This window comes from Burkholderia humptydooensis (assembly GCF_001513745.1).
Classification (GTDB): Bacteria; Pseudomonadota; Gammaproteobacteria; order Burkholderiales; family Burkholderiaceae; genus Burkholderia; species Burkholderia humptydooensis.
Map to the genome: position 1 here is coordinate 2,454,106 of NZ_CP013382.1, position 21,962 is coordinate 2,476,067.

At 70.5% G+C, this 21,962-nt stretch carries 21 protein-coding genes and 1 riboswitch; of the genes, 12 read left to right on the forward strand and 9 right to left on the reverse strand.

Annotated elements, in window-relative coordinates; genetic code table 11:
- Positions 1 to 212: 212 nt before the first annotated feature.
- Entirely contained in the window at positions 213 to 1,418 is a 1,206-nt protein-coding gene (locus tag AQ610_RS29720; RefSeq protein ID WP_043282924.1) for an MFS transporter, read from the forward strand.
- Positions 1,419 to 1,454: 36 nt separating this feature from the next.
- On the opposite strand, the gene AQ610_RS29725 is transcribed toward AQ610_RS29720, so the two are convergent.
- The 6 genes from AQ610_RS29725 to AQ610_RS29750 form a co-directional block, all read right to left on the reverse strand.
- A complete protein-coding gene (locus AQ610_RS29725; RefSeq protein WP_006027973.1) occupies positions 1,455 to 2,471 on the reverse strand; it encodes an NADP-dependent oxidoreductase in 1,017 nt (338 codons plus the stop codon).
- Positions 2,472 to 2,561: 90 nt separating this feature from the next.
- Complete coding sequence (locus tag AQ610_RS29730) at positions 2,562 to 3,353, reverse strand: SDR family oxidoreductase (protein ID WP_009915743.1); 792 nt, start codon at positions 3,351 to 3,353, stop codon at positions 2,562 to 2,564.
- Between the two features lie 139 nt (positions 3,354 to 3,492).
- Complete coding sequence (locus AQ610_RS29735; protein WP_006027975.1) at positions 3,493 to 4,263, reverse strand: SDR family oxidoreductase; 771 nt, start codon at positions 4,261 to 4,263, stop codon at positions 3,493 to 3,495.
- A gap of 33 nt (positions 4,264 to 4,296) precedes the next feature.
- Entirely contained in the window at positions 4,297 to 4,986 is a 690-nt protein-coding gene (locus AQ610_RS29740; protein WP_006027976.1) for a histidine phosphatase family protein, read from the reverse strand.
- Positions 4,983 to 6,059, reverse strand: coding sequence for a phosphotransferase family protein (locus tag AQ610_RS29745; RefSeq protein WP_006027977.1), 1,077 nt, complete (start codon positions 6,057 to 6,059; stop codon positions 4,983 to 4,985). Before AQ610_RS29745 ends, AQ610_RS29740 begins: the two co-directional genes overlap by 4 nt.
- Positions 6,056 to 7,291 (reverse strand): acyl-CoA dehydrogenase family protein, encoded by a 1,236-nt coding sequence (locus tag AQ610_RS29750; RefSeq protein WP_006027978.1) that lies wholly within the window; start codon positions 7,289 to 7,291, stop codon positions 6,056 to 6,058. Before AQ610_RS29750 ends, AQ610_RS29745 begins: the two co-directional genes overlap by 4 nt.
- A 169-nt stretch (positions 7,292 to 7,460) precedes the next feature.
- On the opposite strand from AQ610_RS29750, the gene AQ610_RS29755 reads away from it, so the two are divergent.
- A complete protein-coding gene (locus tag AQ610_RS29755; RefSeq protein ID WP_006027979.1) occupies positions 7,461 to 8,387 on the forward strand; it encodes a LysR family transcriptional regulator in 927 nt (308 codons plus the stop codon).
- A 97-nt stretch (positions 8,388 to 8,484) separates the two neighbouring features.
- Positions 8,485 to 8,886, forward strand: a complete 402-nt coding sequence (locus AQ610_RS29760; RefSeq protein WP_006027980.1) for an OsmC family protein — start codon at positions 8,485 to 8,487, stop codon at positions 8,884 to 8,886.
- Between the two features lie 39 nt (positions 8,887 to 8,925).
- Here the strand turns inward: AQ610_RS29760 and AQ610_RS29765 are convergent, their stop codons facing one another.
- The gene (locus tag AQ610_RS29765) at positions 8,926 to 9,807 is read right to left on the reverse strand and encodes a Dyp-type peroxidase (protein ID WP_009915750.1); all 882 of its coding nucleotides are present in this window, start codon (positions 9,805 to 9,807) and stop codon (positions 8,926 to 8,928) included.
- Between the two features lie 496 nt (positions 9,808 to 10,303).
- Between AQ610_RS29765 and AQ610_RS29770 the strand changes: the two genes are divergently transcribed.
- Complete coding sequence (locus AQ610_RS29770) at positions 10,304 to 12,268, forward strand: ABC transporter ATP-binding protein (protein ID WP_009915751.1); 1,965 nt, start codon at positions 10,304 to 10,306, stop codon at positions 12,266 to 12,268.
- A 201-nt stretch (positions 12,269 to 12,469) separates the two neighbouring features.
- Here AQ610_RS29770 and AQ610_RS29775 read toward each other — a convergent pair whose 3' ends face one another.
- Positions 12,470 to 13,147 (reverse strand): DJ-1/PfpI family protein, encoded by a 678-nt coding sequence (locus AQ610_RS29775; RefSeq protein WP_009915752.1) that lies wholly within the window; start codon positions 13,145 to 13,147, stop codon positions 12,470 to 12,472.
- A gap of 96 nt (positions 13,148 to 13,243) precedes the next feature.
- On the opposite strand from AQ610_RS29775, the gene AQ610_RS29780 reads away from it, so the two are divergent.
- The 8 genes from AQ610_RS29780 (at position 13,244) to AQ610_RS29810 (ending at position 20,372) form a co-directional block, all read left to right on the forward strand.
- Entirely contained in the window at positions 13,244 to 14,338 is a 1,095-nt protein-coding gene (locus AQ610_RS29780) for a GlxA family transcriptional regulator (RefSeq protein WP_045554719.1), read from the forward strand.
- A 208-nt stretch (positions 14,339 to 14,546) separates the two neighbouring features.
- Entirely contained in the window at positions 14,547 to 15,587 is a 1,041-nt protein-coding gene (gene trpS, locus AQ610_RS29785; RefSeq protein ID WP_009915753.1) for a tryptophan--tRNA ligase, read from the forward strand.
- Between the two features lie 302 nt (positions 15,588 to 15,889).
- Complete coding sequence (locus AQ610_RS29790) at positions 15,890 to 16,507, forward strand: outer membrane lipoprotein (RefSeq protein ID WP_006027986.1); 618 nt, start codon at positions 15,890 to 15,892, stop codon at positions 16,505 to 16,507.
- 272 nt (positions 16,508 to 16,779) lie between these two features.
- Positions 16,780 to 16,920, forward strand: coding sequence for a hypothetical protein (locus tag AQ610_RS38465; RefSeq protein ID WP_009915755.1), 141 nt, complete (start codon positions 16,780 to 16,782; stop codon positions 16,918 to 16,920).
- 85 nt (positions 16,921 to 17,005) lie between these two features.
- Positions 17,006 to 18,244, forward strand: coding sequence for a metal-dependent hydrolase family protein (locus tag AQ610_RS29795; protein ID WP_006027987.1), 1,239 nt, complete (start codon positions 17,006 to 17,008; stop codon positions 18,242 to 18,244).
- Between the two features lie 94 nt (positions 18,245 to 18,338).
- Positions 18,339 to 18,764 (forward strand): helix-turn-helix domain-containing protein, encoded by a 426-nt coding sequence (locus AQ610_RS29800; protein WP_006027988.1) that lies wholly within the window; start codon positions 18,339 to 18,341, stop codon positions 18,762 to 18,764.
- 144 nt (positions 18,765 to 18,908) lie between these two features.
- Positions 18,909 to 19,223 carry a DUF4180 domain-containing protein gene (locus tag AQ610_RS29805; protein ID WP_231749020.1) on the forward strand — a complete coding sequence of 105 codons (315 nt, stop codon included), beginning with the start codon at positions 18,909 to 18,911 and terminating at the stop codon, positions 19,221 to 19,223.
- A gap of 201 nt (positions 19,224 to 19,424) precedes the next feature.
- A complete protein-coding gene (locus AQ610_RS29810) occupies positions 19,425 to 20,372 on the forward strand; it encodes a CPBP family intramembrane glutamic endopeptidase (RefSeq protein ID WP_009915757.1) in 948 nt (315 codons plus the stop codon).
- A 157-nt stretch (positions 20,373 to 20,529) separates the two neighbouring features.
- Here the strand turns inward: AQ610_RS29810 and AQ610_RS29815 are convergent, their stop codons facing one another.
- Positions 20,530 to 21,813, reverse strand: a complete 1,284-nt coding sequence (locus AQ610_RS29815; RefSeq protein ID WP_006027991.1) for a voltage-gated chloride channel family protein — start codon at positions 21,811 to 21,813, stop codon at positions 20,530 to 20,532.
- A gap of 82 nt (positions 21,814 to 21,895) precedes the next feature.
- A riboswitch (Fluoride riboswitch) is annotated at positions 21,896 to 21,962 on the reverse strand.

The following is a 21,962-nucleotide window of genomic DNA, read 5'->3' on the forward strand; positions in this document are numbered from 1 at the left end:
CGCGCGATTGCCGGGACGGCATCGGTCGGGCACGCGCGGCGACGAATCGGCGTTTCGACCAAAATGCGAATTCGTGCGGGTCGCGCGCCATGTGCCCGCGCCGTGACGCCGTTCGCGAACCAGCATCGTCACGACACGCGCCGCCCGGCCGCGCGCATCGGCGTGATATCGTCGGGCGCTCGCAAACCGGCAAAGTCCTTTCAGTTTCACGCATGCATCCTCTCCGATCGATCCTCCCGCTCGCCCTGTTGACCGCCGTCGGGCTCCTCGCCACCGACCTGTATCTCCCCGCCGTGCCGTCGCTGCCGCAGCAGCTCGGCGGCTCGATCGAAAGCGCACAGGCGACGCTCGCCGCGTTCTCGGCCGCGCTCGCCGTGTCGCAGCTCGTCTGGGGCGCCGCCGCCGACCGCTTCGGGCACCGCCGCACGCTCGCGTTCGCGGTGCTGCTGCAACTCATCGCGGGCGCCGCGTGCGCGCTCGCGCCGTCGATGGGCGCGCTGATCGGCGCGCGCGTCGCGCAGGGCTTCGGGGTGGGCGCGGCGACGGTCATCGTCCCCGCGCTCGTCCGGCAGTCGTTCGGCGACGGCGGCGCGGTCCGCGCGCTCGCATGGCTCGGCATCGTCGAAAGCGCGGTGCCGGGACTCGCGCCCGTCGTCGGCGCGGCGCTCCTCGTCGTCGCCGACTGGCGGATGAGCTTCTGGATCATCGTCGCGCTGTCCGCTGTCGCGGCGCCGCTCGTGTTCCGCGCGATTCCCGCGGCTCGCGCGACGCGCGCGCCCGCGCATGCGAGCGCCAACGCGCGCGCGGGCGGCTATCGACGGTTGCTGCGCTCGCCCGTCTATCTCGGCTACGCGCTCGGTCACGCGCTCTGCTTCGCCGCGCTGCTCGCGTTCGTCGCGAGCGCGCCGCAGGTCGTCGAGATCTGGCTCGGCGCGGGGCCGTCGACGTTCAGCCTGATGCAGGCGTGCGGCGTCGCCGCGTTCATGCTGACCGCCGCGCGCAGCGGCAAATGGTCCGACGCGCTCGGCCTCGACCGGATCATCTCGCTCGGCGCGCTGCTGCAGTTCGCGGCGTCGGCCGCGTTCCTGCTGCTCGCGTACGCCGATTGGCGTTCGACGGCGCTCGTCGTCGCATCGTGGATGCTGTTCTGCGGCTCGCTCGGCTTGCGCGGGCCGGCGTCGATGGCGCGCGCGCTCGCGGCCGAGCCCGCCGTCGCAGGACGCGCGGCCGGACTGCTGATGTTCTTCGGGCTCGGCGGCGCGGCGCTCGCGACGCAGGCCGTCGCGCCGTTCCTGCCTCTCGGGCTCGCGCCCGTCGCGTGGATGTGCGCGGGCTTCACGCTCGCGAGCGGCGCGGTCGTGCTGTGGGGAATCGCGATGCGCGACAGGCATCGCGCAGCGGCGACGGAAGTTGCGTGAGCCGGCCGGAGGCGCGCGCCGGCGCTGCCCGCCCGATCACGCCTGCGGATCGACCCGCAGCACGAGCTTGCCGCGATGGCTGCCGTCGAACAGACGATTCAGCACGTCGGGCGCGTTGGTCAGCCCGTCGGCGACGGTTTCCTCGGCCTTCAGCCGGCCGTCGCGCAGCCAGCCCGCGAGCGTCGCGATCGCTTCGCGGCTCTTCCGGTAATCGAGGATCAGGAAGCCGCGCATCGTCAGCCGCTTCGCGATCAGCACGCTGACGTCGTCGGACGGCCGCCCGCTGTTGTAGTTCGCGATCACGCCGCACAGCGCGACGCGTCCGCCGATCGCCATCCGCGAGAGCACCGCGCGCATGATCTCGCCGCCGACGTTCTCGAAGTTCACGTGCACGCCGTCGGGCGTCGCGTCCTTCAGCGCGCGCTTCCAGTCGTCGGACTTGTAATCGACGGCCGCGTCGAAGCCGAGCTCGTCGGTCAGATAGCGGCACTTGTCCGCGCCGCCCGCGATGCCGACGACGCGCGCGCCATGAATCTTGCCGATCTGCCCGGCAACGGAGCCGACCGAGCCCGCGGCCGCCGACACGACGAGCGTCTCGCCCGGCTGCACCGGCGCGATCTCGGTGAGCCCGTAGTACGCGGTGAGCCCGCTCATCCCGCACGCGCCGAGCAGGCGCGGCAGCGGCAGACCGAGCGCGGCGGGCAGCTTCGTGTAGTGCGCGGCTTCGTCGGCGCGCACGTGCGCGTAGTCCTGCCAGCCGACGAGCCCTTGCACGAGATCGCCCTCGGCGAACCCCGGCGCGTTCGACGCGACGACGCGGCCGATGCCGAGCGCGCGCATCACGTCGCCGATCGCCACCGGCGGCAGATATTGCGGGATGTCGCTCATCCAGACGCGATTGGTCGGGTCCATCGACAGATACAGCACGCGCACGAGCAGCTCGCCCGGCCCGAGCGCGGGCAGCGGCGCTTCGACGAGCGTGAAGTGCTCCTGGCCGACGCGCCCGTCGGGGCGCGCCTTCAGACGCAGTTGGCGATTGACGGGGGTGGACATGGGCATCACCTTCGAGGGTGGGAATGGAAACGGACGGCGTGCGCCCGCATCGGCGACCGCCGCGAGTGCGCCGCCAACGCATGCGCGGCGTCAGACCGCGCACATCCCGCCGTCGATCACGAGCTCCGCGCCCGTCACGTAGCGGCTCTCGTCGGACGCGAGATAAACGGCCGCATACGCGACGTCGTCCGGCTCGCCGAGCCGGCGCATCGGCACGCCGCGCGCGAGCTTGCGCGCCGCCTCCTTCTCGCCGACCTGCCGGACGATCGGCGCGACGATGCCGGTCATGATGAACGACGGATGGATCGAGTTGCAGCGCACCTCGGTCTGCCGGCGCGCGCAGTCGACCGCGATCGACTTCGTCAGCGACGCGACCGCCGCCTTCGACGCGTTGTACGCGGTGTAGTCGGGCTCCTGCTTGAACGCGGCGACCGACGAGATGTTGACGATCGACGCGGGCGCGCCCGCCTCCAGATACGGCAGCGCGTGCTTCGTGCCGAGCACGATGCTCTCGACGTTGATCGCCATCACGCGCCGCCATTCGTCGCGCTCGATCTGCCCGACCGCACCGAACGAGCCGACGCCCGCGTTGTGCACGAGCACCGACAGCCCGCCCATCGCGTCGCTCGCCTGCGAAAGCCGCGCCGCCCACTGCGCTTCGTCGGTGACGTCCTGACCGGCCGCCCACGCGACGCGCTCGCCCGCCGCGCCGTTCAGCTCGGCGGCGAACGCATCGAGCACGGCCGCGTCGACGATGTCGGTCAGGAACACCTTCGCGCCCTGCTCGGCCATCCGACGCGCGATCGCGCGCCCGAGGCCGCCCGCCGCGCCGGTGATGAATGCGCGCTTGCCGGCAAGACGCGGCGCCAGATTCTTCGTCATGAACACTCCCTGTCGTTTTCGATGTGCGCTCGTCGCATGCGCGCTTCGCGCGCGTGCATGAAATCAGCCGCTCGGTCATCGGGCAATCGGCCGCCGGTCGCGAGGAGTCAACCATCGCCCCTATCGCCCCTATCGCCCATCAAACCGACAAATACCCGCCGTCGACGTTCAGCACCGTCCCCGTCGTATAGCTCGACGCCGCCGATGCAAGATACAGCACCGCGCCCGCCATCTCCGTCGGCTGCGCGGCGCGCCGCATCGGCACGTGCGCGAGCACCTGCTTGAGCACGTCTGGCGTCTGCGTGAGCGCCGACGCGAACTTCGTGTCGGTCAGCCCCGGCAGCAGCGCGTTGCAGCGCACGCCGCTCGCCGCGCATTCGATCGCGAACGCCTTCGTCATCGAGATCACCGCCGCCTTCGTGATCGAGTAGATGCCCTGCCAGTAGCCGGGAATCACGCCGTTCACCGACGCGACGTTGACGATCGATCCGCCGCCGCCCTTGCTCATCAGCTTCGCGCCGCGGCTCGACATGAAGAAGTAGCCGCGGATGTTCACGTCGACGGTCTTCTGGAACGCGCCGAGATCCGTATCGACGATCGGCCCGTAGTACGGATTCGTCGCCGCGTTGTTGACGAGCACGTCGAGGCGCCCGTGCCTGCCTTCGAGCGACGCGAAGAGCGCATCGATCTGGCCGAGCTCGCCGATGTGGCACACGGCCGCCTCGGCCGAGCCGCCCGCCTCGACGATCTCGCTCGCGACCGCGCGGCAATCGTCGATGCGCCGGCTCGTGACGACGACGTGCGCGCCGAATGCGCCGAGCAGCTTCGCGGCTTCCGCGCCGATGCCGCGGCTGCCGCCGGTGACGACGGCGATCTTGCCGGACAGGTCGAACAGGTTGGGTGCGGTCATGGAGGATATCCTGAATCGATGAAGGAAACGGAATCAGCGATGCGTGACGAGCCGCTCGCCATCCGCTCCGTCGAGGTGCGGCCAGCCGTTGTACGTCGTCACGCGCGCGCCGCCGCGGCCGATCCTGATCCGGGTCACGCTCGTGTTGACGAGCGGCCACGCGAGCTCGAAGCTGCGCTCGATCGGCACGCCGAACAGCGCCGCGACGATCACGCCGATCGGCCCGCCCGACGTGAACGCCCAGATCTCGCGCGCCGGCTGCCCCGCGAGCGCGTCCCACGCGGCGAGCGTGCGCGCGCGGAATTCGGGCCACGCGCAGCCGTAATCGCCGTCGTGCGCGCCGCCCGTCCAGCGCGCGACGGCCGCCGCGAACAGCGCCTGGAACGCGCGGCGCGGATCGGCTTGCGTCCCCATCGCGCGCAGCAGTGCGTCGCGCGACGCGAGCGCCGGCCGATGGCGCGCGATCAGTTCGTCCGCGTCGAGCTCGTCGAGGCCCGCGAGCGCGAGCCGCGGCGCGTCGACGCCCGCCGCGCGCGCGCAGCCGTCGGCCGTCTGCGCGTGGCGGCGCAGCGTGCCGGTGGCGATCAGGCCGGGCCGCCGCGCGCCGCGCGCCATCCACGCGCCGAGCCGCGCCGATTGCTCGTCGCCGAGCAGCGACAGGCAATCGTAGTCGGCCGCATCGAAGCTCGCCTGCGCGTGGCGGATCAGGAACAGCTCGGTCATCGGGCGCCCCCGGCCGCCTCGATCACGCGCCGGCAGCGCTCGCCGAGATAGCGCACGACCGCGCCGAGGCCCGCGAACTGCGCGTTCGTCGTGTGGCCGAGCACGAAGCGCCGGTAGATCTGCTGCGCGATCACCATCAGCCGGAACAGGCCGAACACTTCGTAGAACACGAAGCCGCCGATGTCGAGCCCCGTGCGCGCGCCGTAGTACTCGATGAGCTCGCGGCGCGTCATCATCCCGTCGGCGTGCGTCGGCTGACGGCGCATCGCGACGAACGCGGGATCGTCGTCGGCCTGCGCCCAGTACGCGAGCGAGCCGCCGAGATCCATCAGCGGATCGCCGAGCGTCGCCATCTCCCAGTCGAGCACGCCGACGATCGACAGCGGATCGGCCGGATCGAGCACGACGTTGTCGAAGCGATAGTCGTTGTGGATCACGCAGATGCGGCGCTCGCCCGCCGGGCGATGGCGTTCGAGCCACGCGAGCACGTCGTCGCACGGGTTCGTGCCGTCGGTGAGCGCCTTGCGCCAGCGCTCGCCCCAGCCGCTCAACTGGCGCGCGACGTAGCCTTCGCCCTTGCCGAGCGCCGCGATCTCCGGGCGCGACGCATCGATCGCGTGCAACTCGATCAGCCGATCGACGAAGCGCTCGCACAGCTTGCGCACACCCGCGCGGTCGAGCTTCAGCTCGGCGGGCAGCTCGCGCCGCAGGATCACGCCGGCGATGCGCTCCATCACGTAGAACTCGCTGCCGAGCACCGCAGGATCGTCGCAGCGCGCGAGAATCGCCGGCACGTGGCGGTAGTCGGGCGCGAGCGCCGCCATCACCGCCGCCTCCCGCAGCATGTCGTGCGCGGTGCCGGCCTTCGCACCCGCGGGCGGGCGCCTGAGCACCATCTCGCGATCGCCATAGCCGATCAGATAGGTCAGGTTCGACGCGCCGCCGTGGAACTGCCGGATGCGCGGCTCGCCGCTCAATCCCGGAACGCGCGGCTTCAGGTATGCATCGAGCTTCGCCGCGTCGAGCCGGTCTTCGTCTCGCACGTCGCGCGCGTCGTCGAGGCGCACGCTCATGCGGCGGCCTCCGCCGCGGCGAGCTGCCGCTTCACCTCGAGCCTCGCGACGACCGCGCGATGCACCTCGTCCGGCCCGTCCGCGATCCGCAGCACGCGCGCATACGCGTAGAGCGCGGCGAGCGGAAAGTCGTTCGACAGGCCCGCGCCGCCGTGGATCTGGATCGCCGCGTCGGCCGCCTGCTGCGCGACCGCAGGCACGACGACCTTGATCTGCGAGATCAGCGACAGCGCCGCCTTCACGCCCTGCGTGTCGATCGTCCACGCGGCCTTCAGCGTCAGCAGGCGCGCCTGCTCGATCGCCATGCGCAGGTTCGCGACGATGTCGCCGTTGCCGCCGAGCTTCACGAGCGGCTTGCCGAACGCGGTGCGCGCCGTCGCGCGCGCACACAGCAGCGTGAGCGCCTTCTCCGCCGCGCCGAGCGCGCGCATGCAGTGGTGGATGCGGCCCGGGCCGAGCCGGCCCTGCGCGATCTCGAAGCCGCGCCCCGGCCCGAGGATCACGTTCGACGCCGGCAGCCGCACGTTCGTGAAGCTGACTTCGCCGTGGCCCGAGGGCTCGTCGTACGCATTGAACACCGGCAGCATCCGCTCGATCTTCACGCCAGGCGCGTCGAGCGGGCACAGCACCATCGTGTGCCGGCGATGCGGCTCCGCCTCCGGATCGGTGAGCCCCATGAAGATCACGACGCGCGCGAGCGGATGGCCGATGCCGGTCGACCACCACTTGCGGCCATTCAGCACGACTTCGTCGCCCTCGATCCTGGCCGTCGCCCGCATGTTCGTCGCGTCCGAGGACGCCACCTCCGGCTCCGTCATGCAGAACGCCGAGCGGATCTCGCCCGCGAGCAGCGGCTCGAGCCAGCGGCGGCGCTGCTCGGGCGAGCCGTAGCGCGCGAGCACCTCCATGTTGCCGGTGTCGGGCGCGTTGCAGTTGAACACCTCGGGCGCGATGAACGAGTGCCCCATCAGCTCGGCGAGCGGCGCGTACTCGGCGTTCGACAGCCCCGCGCCGCCGTGCCCGACCTCGGGTAGGAACAGGTTCCAGAGGCCGGCCGCGCGCGCCTTCGCCTTCAGCGTTTCCATCACGTCGGGCTGCCGCCAGCGGCGCCAGTCGGCGCTGCCCGTCAATTGCTCGACATAGCGCGCCTCGACGGGCGCGATCTCGTCGCGCATGAAGCCCGCGATGCGCTCGCTCAGTTCGCGGCCGCGGGCCGAAGGGGAGAAATCCACGGCGTCTCCGGATAGTCGGTTCGAATGCAAACGAGCGTACGCGATCCTCGACAATCGATGAAATGAATATTTATTATGCAAGGACATAGACGTCATTGATGGGCTTTCGCGATCGCGCAAGCCGCGCCGATACGTCGGAACGCCAACGCCTCGAAACGCCGGAACGCCGATGCAGCCCGACCACCGACTCGACCTGAACCTGTTCCGCGTGCTCGACGCGGTCTACGCGCAGGGCGGCATCAGCGCCGCCGCCCGCGCGCTGCACCTGACGCAGCCGGCCGTCACGCACGCGCTGAACCGGCTGCGCGCGCACTTCGGCGATCCGCTGTTCGTGCGGCAGGGCAACAAGGTCGTGCCGACCGAGCGCACGCGCGCGGTGATCGCGGACGTCCAGCTCCATCTGAAAGGTCTGCAGGGCGCGGCGCGCGCGCAGACGCGCTTCAGCCCGGACGCGCTCGACATGCGCTTCGTCGTCGGCGTGCGCGACGTGCTCGAATCGATCGCGCTGCCGCAGCTCGTCGAGGCGCTCGCGCGCGACGCGCCCGGCGTGCGGCTCGTGAGCCGCCGCGTGCCGGTTGCCGACATCGAGCGCGAGCTCGGCAGCGGCAACCTCGATCTCGCGATCGAGCGCCGCGTGCCCGCCGGGCCGCGAATGGCCGCCGAATACGTGGCGGATGACACGCTCGTCGTCGCGATGCGGCGCGACCATCCGCTCGCGGGCGCGCCGCTGCGCCGCGCCGACTATTTCGCCGCGCGGCACGTGACGGTGTCGCCGCTCGGCGAGCCGCACACGCTCGACGTGCTGCTCGGCGCCGACGGGCGCTTCCGGCAGATCCAGCTCGTCTGCCAGCACTACTTCGCCGCGTGCCAGATCGCGGCGTCGGGCGACCTGCTGCTGACGCTGCCGCGCTCTTACGCGCTGCGCATGACGCGGCTGCTGCCGATCGCGGTGCTGCCGCTGCCGCTGCGGCTCAAGCCCTACCCGATCCTCGCGTACTGGCACGAGTCGCGCGAGCTCGACCGCGCGCACCAGTGGTTCCGGCAGCGCGTGATCGACGTCGTGCGCGCCGCGTCGTCGCATCCCGCCGGCGCGTAGGCATCGCTGCAGGCGCGCGCGAAGCCGTTTATGCTCGCCTATCGTGACCGTGGCCGGCGCGCCGGCCCGCTCCTTCCCCTTACCTCGAGAACACGCCATGCCGCTCATTCACGCCACCGCCGAAATGGCCCCCGACGCGCCGAACTACGTCGTCGACCTCGAAGCCGGAAAGCACCGCCTGCAAGGCGACGAGAACGAGCACGAGGGCGGCGGCAACGTCGGCCCCGCGCCGTACGAGCTCGTGCTGTCGGGGCTCGCCGCGTGCACGGTCGCGACGCTGCGGATGTACATGCGGCGCAAGGCCTGGCCGGCCGCGCGCCTCGCCGCGCGCGCCGAGCTGCATGTCGACCGCGAGGGTGCGCAATACGTGCGGCGCACGATCGCCGTCGACGGCGCGCTCGACGACGCGCAGCGCACGCGGCTCGCGGAAATCGCCGAGAAGACGCCGGTCACGCTGTTCATCAAGCGCGGGACGCGGATCGAGACGACGTTGAAGTGACGGGCGCGCGGACACCCGCGCGACGCCGCCGCACCGCCGTTACAGTCCGAGCGCGGACAGATCGAGCTTGCCGTCCTTGACGGGCGGACACCAGAAGAACGAGCCGGTGATCGGCTGCGTGAAGCGAAACAGGCCGTCGTGCACGCCGTCGGTCGCGCCGATCATCCTGCGCATCTGCACTTCGAATGCGCGGAACGAATGGCCGAACGCGACGAAGTACAGACCGGCGCGGCGCTCGTCCGCCCACGGCGACGAGCGGCGCAGCACCTTCGCCTCCGGCTCGAAGCTCTCCTGCTCGGTGCGCTTCACGTGCGCGTACGCGGGCGCGTCTTCGAGCTCCTCGTTGTCTTCCTTGCGGCGGCCGATGACCCGGTCCATCTCGTCGCCCGGAATCTCGCGCATCTTGCCGAAGTCGTGCACCCATTGCTGGACCGCGACGAAGCTCGCGCCGTCGAGCCCCGCGCCCTTGCCGGACACGAACGCGGCTTCGAGCGCCTCGTCGCCTTCCGGGTTCTCGGTGCCGTCCTCGTAGCCGGACAGGTCGCGGTCGTCCGCGTAGCGGAACGCGTTCGCCGCGGCGTCGAGCTCGAACGCGGGCGCGACGAGCTGCTCGATGTCGCGCGAGCGCACGGTGGCCGCGCCGAGATCGTCGGCGCGCAGCCAGACCCACAGCGCCGCGGGCGTCGACGGCACCGGCGCGCCCGGCACCGACAGTTCGGGAAACTCCTTCAGGCCGTCGATCTTCTTGTCGAGCGCCTGCACGAGCGACGGCCCGATGCCGATCACCGTGCCGGCGCCGTCGAGCGCGTCGCGCAACGCGGCAAGCACGCTCGCCGCATGCTCCGGATGCGCGATCCGGAAGGACAGGTAGCGGCTCGCGGCCGGAATCGGAGCCAGAATGCCTGGTTGAAAGTCGCTCATCGTTTCCTCGGTCATTGGTCGGTTCTACAGGGGGACGCCGGATTGTCCCATAACGTCGGGACATGTTCGGGACGTGCCCGCGCGATGCAATCGCGACGCTCGCCGAGACCCGATGTCCCCCCCGCCTTCCAACCCCGGCGTCGCGGCGCGCCGCGACGCCGCGTGTCGAATCAGCAACATCCATTCGTCTGACATTGCAGCAACGCGAAACGGCCGCTAGAATCGCTTCACGAGCTGAACTTCGCTCGCTTTCATTCCACTCACTCAACGCTCGAAGGAGGTGCCAGATGTCGCAAATGCATGTTGCCTCCTCGATGGCAGTTCCACGGCGCGCATCTTAAGTCGTCGTCTTCGCGGGCCACGCTCCGGCCCGCCCAGCTTCCGGACAGTTTTTCGCCTTCGCTTCGCGCGCTGACGCGCAGCGGCGTCCGTCCGGCTTTTGTTTCGAACAACAATCGACAAGTCCCGTCCGCCACGAGCGGCCGGGCCCCGACAAATGGCCCAGAAAACTCCTCATCCGGGCGGACGCGCGTTTACCGACGTGCTCGCGTTCACCTTCCGGCACTGGCGCGCGCAACCCGCGCGCATCGCCGCCATCGCCTTCTTCGCACTCGCCACCGCGCTCGGCGACGTGCTGACGCCGCTCTTCGCGGGACGCCTCATCGACGCGCTGTCGCACGGCGTCGCCGCCGCCGACAAGGCCGGCGCATGGAGCCGCGCGCTGCACGCGTTCGGCGTGCTGATCGGCATCGGCGCAGCATGCACGCTGCTGCGGCAGGCGGCGTTCCGCAACATCATCGTGCTGACGCTCGAGATGATGAGCGAAATCGCGGCGAACGCGTTTCATCGCGTGCAGCGCTTTTCGACCGACTGGCACGCGAACAGCTTCGCCGGCTCGACCGTGCGCAAGATCACGCGCGGCATGTGGGCGATCGACCTGCTCAACGACACGCTGCTCGTCGCGCTGCTGCCGTCCGTCGTGATGCTGACGGGCGCGACGCTGCTGCTCGGCCTGCACTGGCCGGTGATGGGCGCGGTGGTCGGCGGCGGCTCCGTCGTCTTCATCGCGGTGACGGTCACGATGTCGCTGCGCTACGTCGCGCCCGCCGCGCGGCTCGGCAACCTGTGGGACACGCGCATGGGCGGCGCGCTCGCCGACGCGGTGAGCTGCAACCCGGTCGTCAAGGCGTTCGGCGCGGAGACGCGCGAAGAGGCGCGGCTCGACGGCGTCGTGTCGAAGTGGCGCGCGCGCACCCGCCGCGCGTGGCGGCGCGGCACGCTGAACGGCGGCGTGCAGGGCGCGATGCTCGTCGCGATGCAGGCGGCGATCCTCGGCGCCGCGCTGTGGCTATGGGCGCACGATCGCGCGAGCATCGGCGACATCACGTTCGCGCTGACGACGTTCCTCGTGCTGCAAGGCTACCTGCGCGACATCGGCATGCACATCCGCAACCTGCAGCGCTCGGTCAACGACATGGAAGAGCTCGTGTCGCTCGAGCGGCAGCCGCTCGGGATCGACGACAAGCCGGGCGCGAAGCCGATCTCGATCACGCGCGGCGAGATCCGCTTCGAGCGCGTAACGTTCGGCTACAGCGGCGCGCACGCGAAGCCGCTGTACGACGACTTCTCGATCCGGATCGCGCCGGGCGAGCGGATCGGGCTCGTCGGGCATTCCGGGTCGGGCAAGACGTCGTTCATCAAGCTGATCCAGCGGCTTTACGATGTCGACGGCGGGTGCGTCACGATCGACGGGCAGAACATCGCGGACGTCACGCAGGCTTCGCTGCGCAGCCAGATCGCGATCGTCCAGCAGGAGCCGCTGCTGTTCCACCGCACGCTTGCCGAGAACATCGCGTACGCGCGGCCCGGCGCGACCCGCGCCGAGATCGAGCGCGCCGCGCGGCTCGCGAGCGCGCACGACTTCATCGACGCGCTGCCGCAGGGCTACGACACGCTCGTCGGCGAGCGCGGGATCAAGCTGTCGGGCGGCGAGCGGCAGCGCGTCGCGATCGCGCGCGCGTTCCTCGCCGATGCGCCGGTGCTGATCCTCGACGAAGCGACGTCGAGCCTCGACAGCGAAAGCGAAGTGCTGATCCAGCAGGCGATGGAGCGGCTGATGGTGGGGCGCACGACACTCGTCGTCGCGCACCGGCTGTCGACGGTGCGCGCGCTCGATCGGCTGATCGTGCTCGACAAGGGGCGCGTGATCGAGGAAGGCAGCCACGATGAGCTGATCCGGCTCGAAGGCGGCGTCTACCGGCGGCTGTTCGAGCGGCAGGCGCTCGAGCTCGCGAAGGGGCTGATCGAGCAGACGGGCGGCGACATCGCCGACTGGCTGCGCGACGAGCATGACGGACGCGACGAGCGCAACGAGCGTGGCGAACGCGACAAGCCCGGCGTGCTCGACGGGAACCGCGACGGCGGGCAGGTCGACGATTCGGCCGTGGCGGTCGAGAAGTAGCGGCGGTTGGGACCGGGCGCGACGCGCCCGGCACGCGCCGAGACAACCGAAGTCGCGACGCCCGTTCAATCGATCGACACGCGGCTCGACTGGAGCGCCCGCAACCCGGCCCCCAGCCGAGACGCGGAGGATCGCATCGCGTCGAGGCCCCCGCGTCGATCGGTCAACACGCGATGCGCATCACCCGTCGGCCCGTTGCAGCTACAGCGCCGCCGCGACGCGCCCGACCACCTGCTCGCGCCACGCGAGCGCCGGCTTCGACCGCTCGCGCACGCGCTCGACGATCCGCGCCGGCGCGGTATCCGGATCGCCCGCGTCGAACGGCGGCGCCGGCGCATATTCGAGCTGCAACTGCACCGCCTGCGCGTCGTCCTCGCCGACGAGCTCCGCCGCGAGCGTCAACGCAAAATCGATCCCCGCCGTCACGCCGCCGCCCGTCACGAGATTGCCGTCGCGCACGACGCGCTCGCGCACCGGCGTCGCGCCGAGCGGCGCGAGCAGCGAATGGAACGCCCAGTGCGTCGTCGCGCGCCGCCCGCGCAGCAGCCCCGCCGCGCCGAGCACGAGCGCGCCCGTACACACCGAGCTCACGTAGCGCGCGTGCGCCGCGTGCCGGCGAATGAACGCGAGCGTGTCCGCATCCTCCATCAGTTCGGCGACGCCGACGCCGCCCGGCACGCAGATCACGTCGAGCGGCGGACAGTCGTCGAACGTCGCGTTCGGCGCAAGCACGAGCCCGCTGCTCGCCGTCACCGGCTCGCGCGTTTTCCAGACGAGCCGCACCGTGACGCCGGGCAGCGACGCGAACACGTCGTGCGGCCCGGTCAGGTCGAGTTGCTGCACCTGCGGAAACAACAGTAATCCCACTTCGATGGCCATGCGGAACCTCCTCCTTTTCATGAGCGTCATGCGTGTCACGCCGGCCCGGCCCAGCGCACCGGCATCGTGGACAAACCGACTGTACGCAAGTACCGTATGGCGGATATGCCAAAGTCCCCACGTTTCCCGCCAACCTCGCCGCCAACCTCGCCGCCAGCCTCGCCGCCGGCCGCGCTGCCCGCGCCCGAACCTGCCGCCGCGCGCCGCACGGTGCACGTGCTCGCGTTCGACGACGTGCAGTTGCTCGACGTCACCGGGCCGCTGCAGGTGTTCTCGACTGCGAACGACTTCGCCGCGCGCCGCGGGCTCGCGATTCCGTACGCGCCGAGCGTCGTCACCGCAGGCGCGCCTTCGGTCATGTCGTCGGCCGGGCTCGCGTTCGTCGCCGCGCCGCTGCCCGCCGCGCGCGAGCCGTCCGACACGCTGATCGTCGCGGGCGGCTGGGGCGTCTACGACGCCGCGCGCAATCCGCGGCTCGTCGACTGGGTGCGCCGCCGCGCGGCGCAAACGCGGCGCGTCGCGTCGGTGTGCTCGGGCGCGTTCGTGCTCGCCGCGGCCGGGCTGCTCGACGGCCGCCGCGCCGTCACGCACTGGTCGCGCTGCGACGAGCTCGCGCAACGCTATCCCGACGTGCGCGTCGAGCCCGATCCCATTTTCATCCGCGACGGCAACGTCTGGACGTCGGCGGGCGTCACGGCCGGCATCGATCTGGCGCTCGCGCTCGTCGAGGACGATCTCGGCCGCGCGCTCGCGCTCGTCGTCGCGCGGCATCTCGTCGTATTTCTGAAGCGGCCGGGCGGCCAGGCGCAATTCAGCACCGCGCTGTCGCTGCAGCACGAGGGCGGCCGCTTCGGCGAACTGCACGCGTGGGCAGCCGCGAATCTCGGCGCGGACCTGTCGGTCGCGACGCTCGCCGCGCGCGCCGGCATGAGCGAGCGCAGCTTCATGCGCCGCTACCGCGAGACGACCGGCAAGACGCCCGCGCGGGCGATCGAGCAGATGCGCGTCGAAGTCGCGCGCAACCTGCTCGCCGACGCGCCGCTGCCGATCAAGCGGATCGCCGCGCGCTGCGGATTCGGCAGCGAGGAAACGATGCGCCGCAGCTTCCTGCGCATGCTCGGCGTGACGCCGCAGGCCTATCGCGAACGGTTCGCCTCGCATGGCGAGAAAAACGAAAATGTGCGACCCTAGGGTCTATTCACGCTCATGACGGGCTTGCCCTGGCCCTGACCACATGTCGACTCAACGGCTTTCCCGCTCGCATTTCTGGCGCCGCTCCTGAAGGAGCGGCATCGTCACGTCCCCACCACGACCATGCCGCCGCATCCGGCCGGCATTGCGTCGATCGCGCCCCTTCGTTCGGCCCGGATTGCGGCGGTTCTTCCCGGAGAAACCGTTCATGCAAGACGACATCTCGACCCCGCCCCGACCGCCGGTCGCATTGACGGGCGATCGCCCGACGGGCGCGCTGCACCTCGGCCATTACATCGGCTCGCTGAAGACGCGCATCGCGCTGCAGGACACGCACCGGCAATTCATCCTCGTCGCCGACACGCAAGCGCTGACCGACAACGCGCACGACCCCGACAAGGTCCGCCGCAACGTGATCGAAGTCGCGCTCGACTATCTGGCCGTCGGCATCGATCCGCGCAGGAGCACGATCGCCGTGCAGTCGGGCCTGCCCGCGCTTGCCGAGCTGACGCTCTTCTATCTGAACTTCGTCACCGTCGCGCGCCTCGAGCGCAATCCGACGATCAAGGATGAGATCCACGCGCGCGGCTTCGGCCGCGACATTCCCGCCGGCTTTCTCTGCTACCCGGTCGCGCAGGCGGCCGACATCACCGCGTTCAAGGCCGACACGGTGCCCGTCGGCGACGATCAGTTGCCGCTCGTCGAGCAGACGAACGAGATCGTCCGCCGCATCAACCGGCAGGCGGGCGTGGACGTGCTGCCCGAGGCGAGCGCGCTGATCTCGCCGACGGGACGGCTGCCGGGCGTCGACGGCCGGGCGAAGATGAGCAAATCGCAGGGCAATGCGATTGCGCTGTCGTCGCCGCCGTCGGCGATCGCCGATGCGGTCAAGCGGATGTACACCGATCCGAAGCACTTGCGCGTGTCCGATCCGGGCACGGTCGAGGGCAACGTCGTGTTCACGTATCTCGACGCGTTCGACGACGAGCCGGACGAAGTCGAGCGGCTGAAGGCCGCGTATCGCGCGGGCGGCCTCGGCGACATGGCGCTCAAGCGCCGGCTCGAAGACAGGCTGCAGGCGTTGATCGCGCCGATCCGCGAGCGGCGCGCGCAGTTCGCGCGCGAGCCGGGCTATATCGTCGACGTGCTGAAGGAAGGCACCGCGCGCGCGAACGACGTCACGCAGCGCACGCTCGACGAGGTGCGCGATGCGCTGGGCGCGTTTTCGTTCCGGAGATTTGTCGGTTGACGCGCGCGGCGCGGCGGGTGGCCGGAGCGCTCGGGCATGGGAGCCACGGGAAGATGGTAACGGGGTGGACTCGCGACTTCGACTGGCGATTTCGAATGCCGGATGTTTTCAGGAGCACCGTTCGAGATGCTCGAAGCATCCGGCGCACGCGCCCGACGACACCGTGTTTTCATCGGACGGATCGCTTCGCCGCCCCGACCGACCGCGCGGCAACAGACTTTACACACTGTTACGCGCGACGCTCATCCAACGATGGGCGCATTCCCTATACTGCCGGCGTGCAACAGCAACCACCCGCTACCATGAACACGAAGCCCACCCGAACAACGACAACGAAGCGCCCGGCTTTCACGAAGACCACCCTGCTCGTTTCGCTCGCCGCGACAGCCGCGCTGTCGCTGAGCGCATGTGTCGCGCCGAATGGGTACGGACCGTATGGTTCACAGCCGCAGTACGGCGCGCCCGCCTATGCGCAGCCGTCGTACGCGCAGCCGGCCTACACGCAACCGTCATACGCGCAGCCCGATTACTCGCAGCCCGGCTATCCGCAACAGGGCTATCAGTCCGGCTATTCGGGCTACTCGACGCAGTACGGCACGATCGCCGGCATCCGCCCGATCGGCGGCGCGACGGGCCCGTCGGGCGTCGCGGGCACCGTCGTCGGCGCGCTCGTGGGCGGCGTGCTCGGCAACCAGATCGGCCGCGGACACGGCCGCGACGCCGCGACGGTCATCGGCGCGCTCGGCGGCGCGGTCGCGGGCAACCAGATCGGCCAGCAGATGGGCGCGCAGCCGAGCGCCTATCGCGTCGACGTGCAACTGAGCGACGGCTCGATGCGCTCGCTCGACCTGCAAACGCCGGGCGATCTGCGTCCGGGCGATCGCGTGCGCATCGACGGCAACCAGATCTCGCGGTACTGAATCGCAGGTATCGAACGGCGACGGCGTGCCACGTACGCGTCGCACGCGCGTGCTACAGCCGCGCGCCTGCCGCGCATGAACCCGGCGACGGAAAGCGCGCGCCGGCCCCCTGCCCGAGCGCCTGCGCGCCGGCCGCCCGACGACAGGCGCACGAAGGGCAAACACCGCTCCCCGCCGCGCACGCTGCGCACTACCATGACGCTTTGTTCGCGCGCCTGTCGCATTCGGCCCGTGCGCGCTCGTCATCCCGAAGCCGAATCCGGGCACTCATCATGCGCATCACGCCTCTCCTTCCGTCGCACTGTCCCGTCGCAGACAACTTCGCCGCCACGCTGTTCGGCGGATTCGCGCCGTTCCTGACCGCGTGGCCGGTCGCGAAGACAGGCAGCGACATGGCGCCCGCCCTCATGTGATGGCCGCCGCGGCCATCAGCCGCGCCGGCGCCTTCCACGTGAAGGACGCGCGCGCGACGACTTTCATTCCACAAGGACAAACGCAATGACGCTCAAGGTGATTCAAGGCGGCAACGTACTCGATCTCGAACGCGGGATCGTGCTGAAACGGCATCATGTCGTGATCGACGGCGAACGCATCGTCGACGTCACCGATCGCGAGCCCGATCTCCCCGGCGCACGCGTGATCGACGCGCACGGCAAGACGGTGATGCCGGGCTTCATCGATTGCCACGTTCACGTGCTCGCGTCGAACGCGAACCTCGGCGCGAACGCGGCGCAGCCGAACATCCTCGCGGTGATCCGCGCGCTGCCGATCCTCGACGCGATGCTCTCGCGCGGCTTCACGAGCGTGCGCGACGCGGGCGGCGCCGACTGGTCTCTGATGCACGCGATCGACACGGGCCTCGTGCCGGGGCCGCGAATCTTTCCGTCGGGCAAGGCGCTGTCGCAAACGGGCGGACACGGCGACTTCCGGCCGCGCGGCGACTCGCTCGAACCGTGCTCGTGCTGCTTCCGCGCGGGCGCGATCGCGCGCGTCGCCGACGGCGTCGACGCAGTGCGGCTCGCGGTGCGCGAGGAGATCCAGAAAGGCGCGACGCAGATCAAGATCATGGCGTCGGGCGGCGTCGCGTCGCCGTCCGATCCGATCGCGAACACGCAATATTCGGAGGACGAGATTCGCGCGATCGTCGCCGAGGCGCAAGCGGCGAACACCTATGTGATGGCGCATGCGTACACGGCGCGGGCGATCGCGCGCGCCGTGCGCTGCGGCGTGCGCACGATCGAGCACGGCAACCTCGTCGACGCAGCGGCGGCGGACGTGATGCGCGAACACGGCGCGTTCGTCGTTCCGACGCTCGTCACCTACGATGCGCTCGAGCAGCACGGCGCGCAATTCGGGATGCCGGCCGATTCGATCGCGAAGGTCGCATCCGTTCGGCAGGCGGGCCGGGCTTCGCTCGACATCTACGCGCGCGCCGGCGTGCGGATGGGCTTCGGCTCCGATCTGCTCGGCGAAATGCACGCGTTCCAGTGCAGCGAGTTCCGCATTCGCGCGGACGCGCTCGGCACGCTCGAAGCGCTGCGATCGGCGACGACCGTCGCCGCCGACATCGTCGGCATGTCAGGCGAGCTCGGCACGATTGCCGCCGGCGCGATCGCGGACGTGCTCGTGATCGACGGCGATCCGCTCGCCGACATCGAAGTCGTCGCCGGCCAGGGCGAGCGGATCGAGTACGTGCTGCAGCGAGGCCGGATCGTCAAGGAGCGGCGCGCCGCCTGAACTGCCACTCACGAATATTCCCCAATATTCCTAAAAATCCTCGACTCAAGTCACAATAGGGAACATTTTCATTGAATGTCTCCGTGCCGCCGCCATGCTCGAACCGTTCCACACCGTCGACGAAGCCGCCGAACGCTTGCGCCTGCATCCGAAGACGGTGCTGCGCTTCATCCGCGAAGGCCGCCTGCGCGCGACGCGCATCGGCAAGGCCTACCGGATCGCGCGCGCCGATCTCGACGCGTTCGCCGGCGCGCCGCCCGATGCGGCGAAACAGCCGCCGCCCGCGCGCGTCACCTGCGTCGCGGACCTGCAGGACGCGTCACCCGAGTTGCACGGCCATGTCGCGCGGAGCCTGCAGGCGATGCTGTCGACGCACGAAACACGCGCCCATCCGGTTCATCTCGAAACGATCTTCGATCCGGCCGAGCGGCGGCTGAAGGTCGTGATCGTCGCCTCCGCCGGCGACGCGGCGGCGCTGCTCGGCATGCTCGACACGCTCGCCGCATCGTTCGCGCGATGATCACGCGCTATCGTCACGGCGCGACGCGTGCGACGGTTGCCGCCGCATGCGCACGTGCGCCGGCCGCCGACCAGCCGCACTTCGTCCGCGGGCAGCGCGACGTGATGCTCGATCTTCTCGTCGGCCACATGAAAGGTTCACGCGATGAAACATGAGATGCTGACCGTCGGCGACGTGCGCGTATTGCGTTTCGACGCGGCGAGCGCCGCGCCGCTGCGCGACGGAGCCGCCGAAACCTTGCTCGCCGCCGCGTGGGAGCACGACGCGGCGTGGGTCGCGGTGGCGGCCGAGCATCTGCACGACGACTTCTTTCGCCTCGACACGCGCGTCGCCGGGCATCTCGTGCAGAAGCTGATCAACTATCGCGTCAAGCTCGCCGTCGTGGGCAACATCGACGCGGCGCTCGCGCGCAGCCGCGCTGCTCAGCGCGCGCGACGCCGCGCGTTAGGCGATGCGTGAGACGACGCGGCGCAACCCGACACATCGCCCGCCGCGCGCCGCCAGACACATCGTCACCATTCTCCACAATCGGCGACACCACATTTTCTCGCGCGGGATGTACCATTCGGCCCCGTACGCGCCGCATTCCGAGACCTGGCCGAGCGCCGTACGCGAAGGCATTTCGTAAGCCTGATCATCGAAAAATCCAGGGACGCGCAAATGGGAGATGTGAACAAAACCGGCTGGCCGCCCCCGTTACCGCCTCGACTCAAACGCATCTGGCACGGCGCCGATGGCCTGCGCGCCGGCTGGGCCGTGCTGCTTTACGCGGCGATCGTCGCGGCGGTCCTGCTCGCGCTCGGCGTCGCGGCGCGCATCGCGCATCATCCGTTCCGGCCGCGCAGCGATCTGAGCGCGGCCGGACAGATTCCGTTCGAGCTCGCGCTGTGCGCGGCCGCGCTGATCGCAACGCGCGTGATGAGCCGCCTCGATCGCCGCTCGTGGCTCGATTACGGCCTGCGCGCGCCGCGCGGCGCGGCGCATTTCGCCTGGGGCGCGTTCTGCGGTCTCGTCGCGGTGTCGGCGATCATGGGCCTGCTCGTCGCGACGGGCGGCGCGACGATCGAATACTCGGGCGTGAGCGGAGCGGCCGCATCCGAATCGGCCGTTGCGTGGGCGGCCGCGTTCGTGCTCGTCGCGCTCGCCGAGGAAGTCGCGTTTCGCGGCTATGCGTTCATGAAGCTCGCGCAGCGCACGCACCCCGTCGTCGCGGCGGCGCTCACGTCACTCGCCTTCGGCATCTCGCACGTGTCGAATCGCAACGAGAACATCGCGGGCATCGTGCCCGTCGTGATCTACGGGCTCGTCGCGTGTCTCGCGATCTGGCGCACCGGCTCGCTGTGGTGGGTGCTCGGCGAGCATGCGATGTGGAACTGGAGCGAATCGTTCCTGTTCGGCGCGGCCGACAGCGGGCTCACCGCGCCCGGCGCGCTGTTCAGGAGCCACGCGATCGGCCCCGTCTGGCTGAGCGGCGGCACGGTCGGCCCCGAGGCGAGCGTGCTCGTGTTTCCGGCGCTCGCGGCGCTCGCGTATGTCGCCTGGCGTCTGCCGTCGCGCGCGGCGTCGAGCGGCCCGACGCTCGCGCGTGGACGCCGGCAGCCGGTGTGAGTCGGCTCCGCCGCTCGGTCCGCGATCCATCGGTTCGCAACCAGTTCGCCATCCGGTCAGTTCGCCGTCAGCGCGCAATTGACGCGCGCGCCGCGCATTCGACGCGCGCGCCGACAATCGCGCCCGCCCCGCTTCGTCGCCGCGCCGCGACGCGCGATCACCTCGGCGCCGATTCCCCCGCCACCGCGTTCGCGAGGCTCGCCTCGCCGCGCGGCCCCGGCAGCTTCGCGTGACCGATCCGTTGCGCGCGATAGATGCCCGCGTGCCCGGAGAACAGATACGCGACAACGCAAGCCAGCGCCGCATACGCGCCGATCGGCGCGCCGAACAACTCGATCGCCATGATCGTCGATGCGATCGGCGTATTCGCCGCGCCGGCGAACACCGCGACGAAGCCGAGCCCGGCGAGCACCGGAACCGGCAGCGCGAGCAGATGCGACAGCGCGTTGCCGAGCGTCGCGCCGATGTAGAAGAGCGGCGTCACTTCGCCGCCCTTGAAGCCCGACGCGAGCGTGACGACCGTGAACGCGAACTTGCCCGCGAAATCGTAGACGGGCAGCGGCCCGCGAAACGCGGCCTCGATCGTCGGGATGCCGAGGCCGAGATACTGCGGCGCATGCAGCAGCGTCGCCGCGAGCGCGACGAGCGCGCCGCCCGCGACGGGCCGCAGCGGCGGATACGCGATCCGGCGCTTCGCGAGCGCGCCGAGCGCGTGCGTCGCGGCGGCGAACAGCCGGCCGACGACGCCGAACGCGACGCCCGCCGCCACCGCCGACGCAACGCCCGCCGCGCTCAGCGCGGGCACGAACGGCACGACGTAGACGGTGTGATGGATGCCCCATTGCCGGCACACCGCATCCGCGACGATCGACGCCGCGACGCACGCGAAGAGCGCGTCGTAACGCAGCCGGCCGATCGCGAGCACTTCGAGGCCGAACACCGCGCCCGCGAGCGGCGTGCCGAACACCGAGGAGAAGCCCGCGGCGATCCCGCTCATCAGCATGATCCGGCGATCGTCGCGATCGAGCCCGACGAGCTGCGTGACGCGATCGGCGAGCGCGCCGCCCATCTGCACCGCGGTGCCTTCGCGCCCGGCGGAGCCGCCGAACAGATGCGTGACGACGGTCGCGACGAGCACGAGCGGCGCCATCCGCTTCGGCACGATCGTCTGCGGATCGTGGATCTCGTCGATCAGCAGGTTGTTGCCGCGCTCGACGGACCGGCCGACGCGCTGATAGACCCAGCCGGTCGCGAAGCCCGCCGCGGGCAGCAGCCACAGCAGCCACGGATGCGCGACGCGCGTGCCGGTGGCGAGATCGAGCGCCCAAAGGAAGAGCGCGGACGCCGATCCGGCGAGCGCGCCGACGGCGGCCGACAGCGCGAGCCAGCGGCACAGATGCGCGAGCGCCGCGACGGGCTCGAGGGTGTGCAGACGTTTCATGAATTTCCAGATTCGACAGGACATCAAACCCGGGCGGCAGGACGCTGCTTGCTACGGATGGCCTACGACCTCCTGCACCCAGGAACGCGTAGGCATCATCAGCCGGCTCGCCGGCGGTTGTACGGAGGCATGCCATCTCCGGTCGCCGC

Coding starts and splice junctions, on each gene's coding strand:
- AQ610_RS29720 (WP_043282924.1), top strand. CDS start 213: ATGCATCCTCTCCGATCGATCCTCCCGCTCGCCCTGTTGACCGCCGTC.
- AQ610_RS29725 (WP_006027973.1), bottom strand. CDS start 2,471: ATGTCCACCCCCGTCAATCGCCAACTGCGTCTGAAGGCGCGCCCCGAC.
- AQ610_RS29730 (WP_009915743.1), bottom strand. CDS start 3,353: ATGACGAAGAATCTGGCGCCGCGTCTTGCCGGCAAGCGCGCATTCATC.
- AQ610_RS29735 (WP_006027975.1), bottom strand. CDS start 4,263: ATGACCGCACCCAACCTGTTCGACCTGTCCGGCAAGATCGCCGTCGTC.
- AQ610_RS29740 (WP_006027976.1), bottom strand. CDS start 4,986: ATGACCGAGCTGTTCCTGATCCGCCACGCGCAGGCGAGCTTCGATGCG.
- AQ610_RS29745 (WP_006027977.1), bottom strand. CDS start 6,059: ATGAGCGTGCGCCTCGACGACGCGCGCGACGTGCGAGACGAAGACCGG.
- AQ610_RS29755 (WP_006027979.1), top strand. CDS start 7,461: ATGCAGCCCGACCACCGACTCGACCTGAACCTGTTCCGCGTGCTCGAC.
- AQ610_RS29760 (WP_006027980.1), top strand. CDS start 8,485: ATGCCGCTCATTCACGCCACCGCCGAAATGGCCCCCGACGCGCCGAAC.
- AQ610_RS29765 (WP_009915750.1), bottom strand. CDS start 9,807: ATGAGCGACTTTCAACCAGGCATTCTGGCTCCGATTCCGGCCGCGAGC.
- AQ610_RS29770 (WP_009915751.1), top strand. CDS start 10,304: ATGGCCCAGAAAACTCCTCATCCGGGCGGACGCGCGTTTACCGACGTG.
- AQ610_RS29775 (WP_009915752.1), bottom strand. CDS start 13,147: ATGGCCATCGAAGTGGGATTACTGTTGTTTCCGCAGGTGCAGCAACTC.
- AQ610_RS29780 (WP_045554719.1), top strand. CDS start 13,244: ATGGCGGATATGCCAAAGTCCCCACGTTTCCCGCCAACCTCGCCGCCA.
- trpS (WP_009915753.1), top strand. CDS start 14,547: ATGCAAGACGACATCTCGACCCCGCCCCGACCGCCGGTCGCATTGACG.
- AQ610_RS29790 (WP_006027986.1), top strand. CDS start 15,890: ATGAACACGAAGCCCACCCGAACAACGACAACGAAGCGCCCGGCTTTC.
- AQ610_RS38465 (WP_009915755.1), top strand. CDS start 16,780: ATGCGCATCACGCCTCTCCTTCCGTCGCACTGTCCCGTCGCAGACAAC.
- AQ610_RS29795 (WP_006027987.1), top strand. CDS start 17,006: ATGACGCTCAAGGTGATTCAAGGCGGCAACGTACTCGATCTCGAACGC.
- AQ610_RS29800 (WP_006027988.1), top strand. CDS start 18,339: ATGCTCGAACCGTTCCACACCGTCGACGAAGCCGCCGAACGCTTGCGC.
- AQ610_RS29805 (WP_231749020.1), top strand. CDS start 18,909: ATGAAACATGAGATGCTGACCGTCGGCGACGTGCGCGTATTGCGTTTC.
- AQ610_RS29810 (WP_009915757.1), top strand. CDS start 19,425: ATGGGAGATGTGAACAAAACCGGCTGGCCGCCCCCGTTACCGCCTCGA.
- AQ610_RS29815 (WP_006027991.1), bottom strand. CDS start 21,813: ATGAAACGTCTGCACACCCTCGAGCCCGTCGCGGCGCTCGCGCATCTG.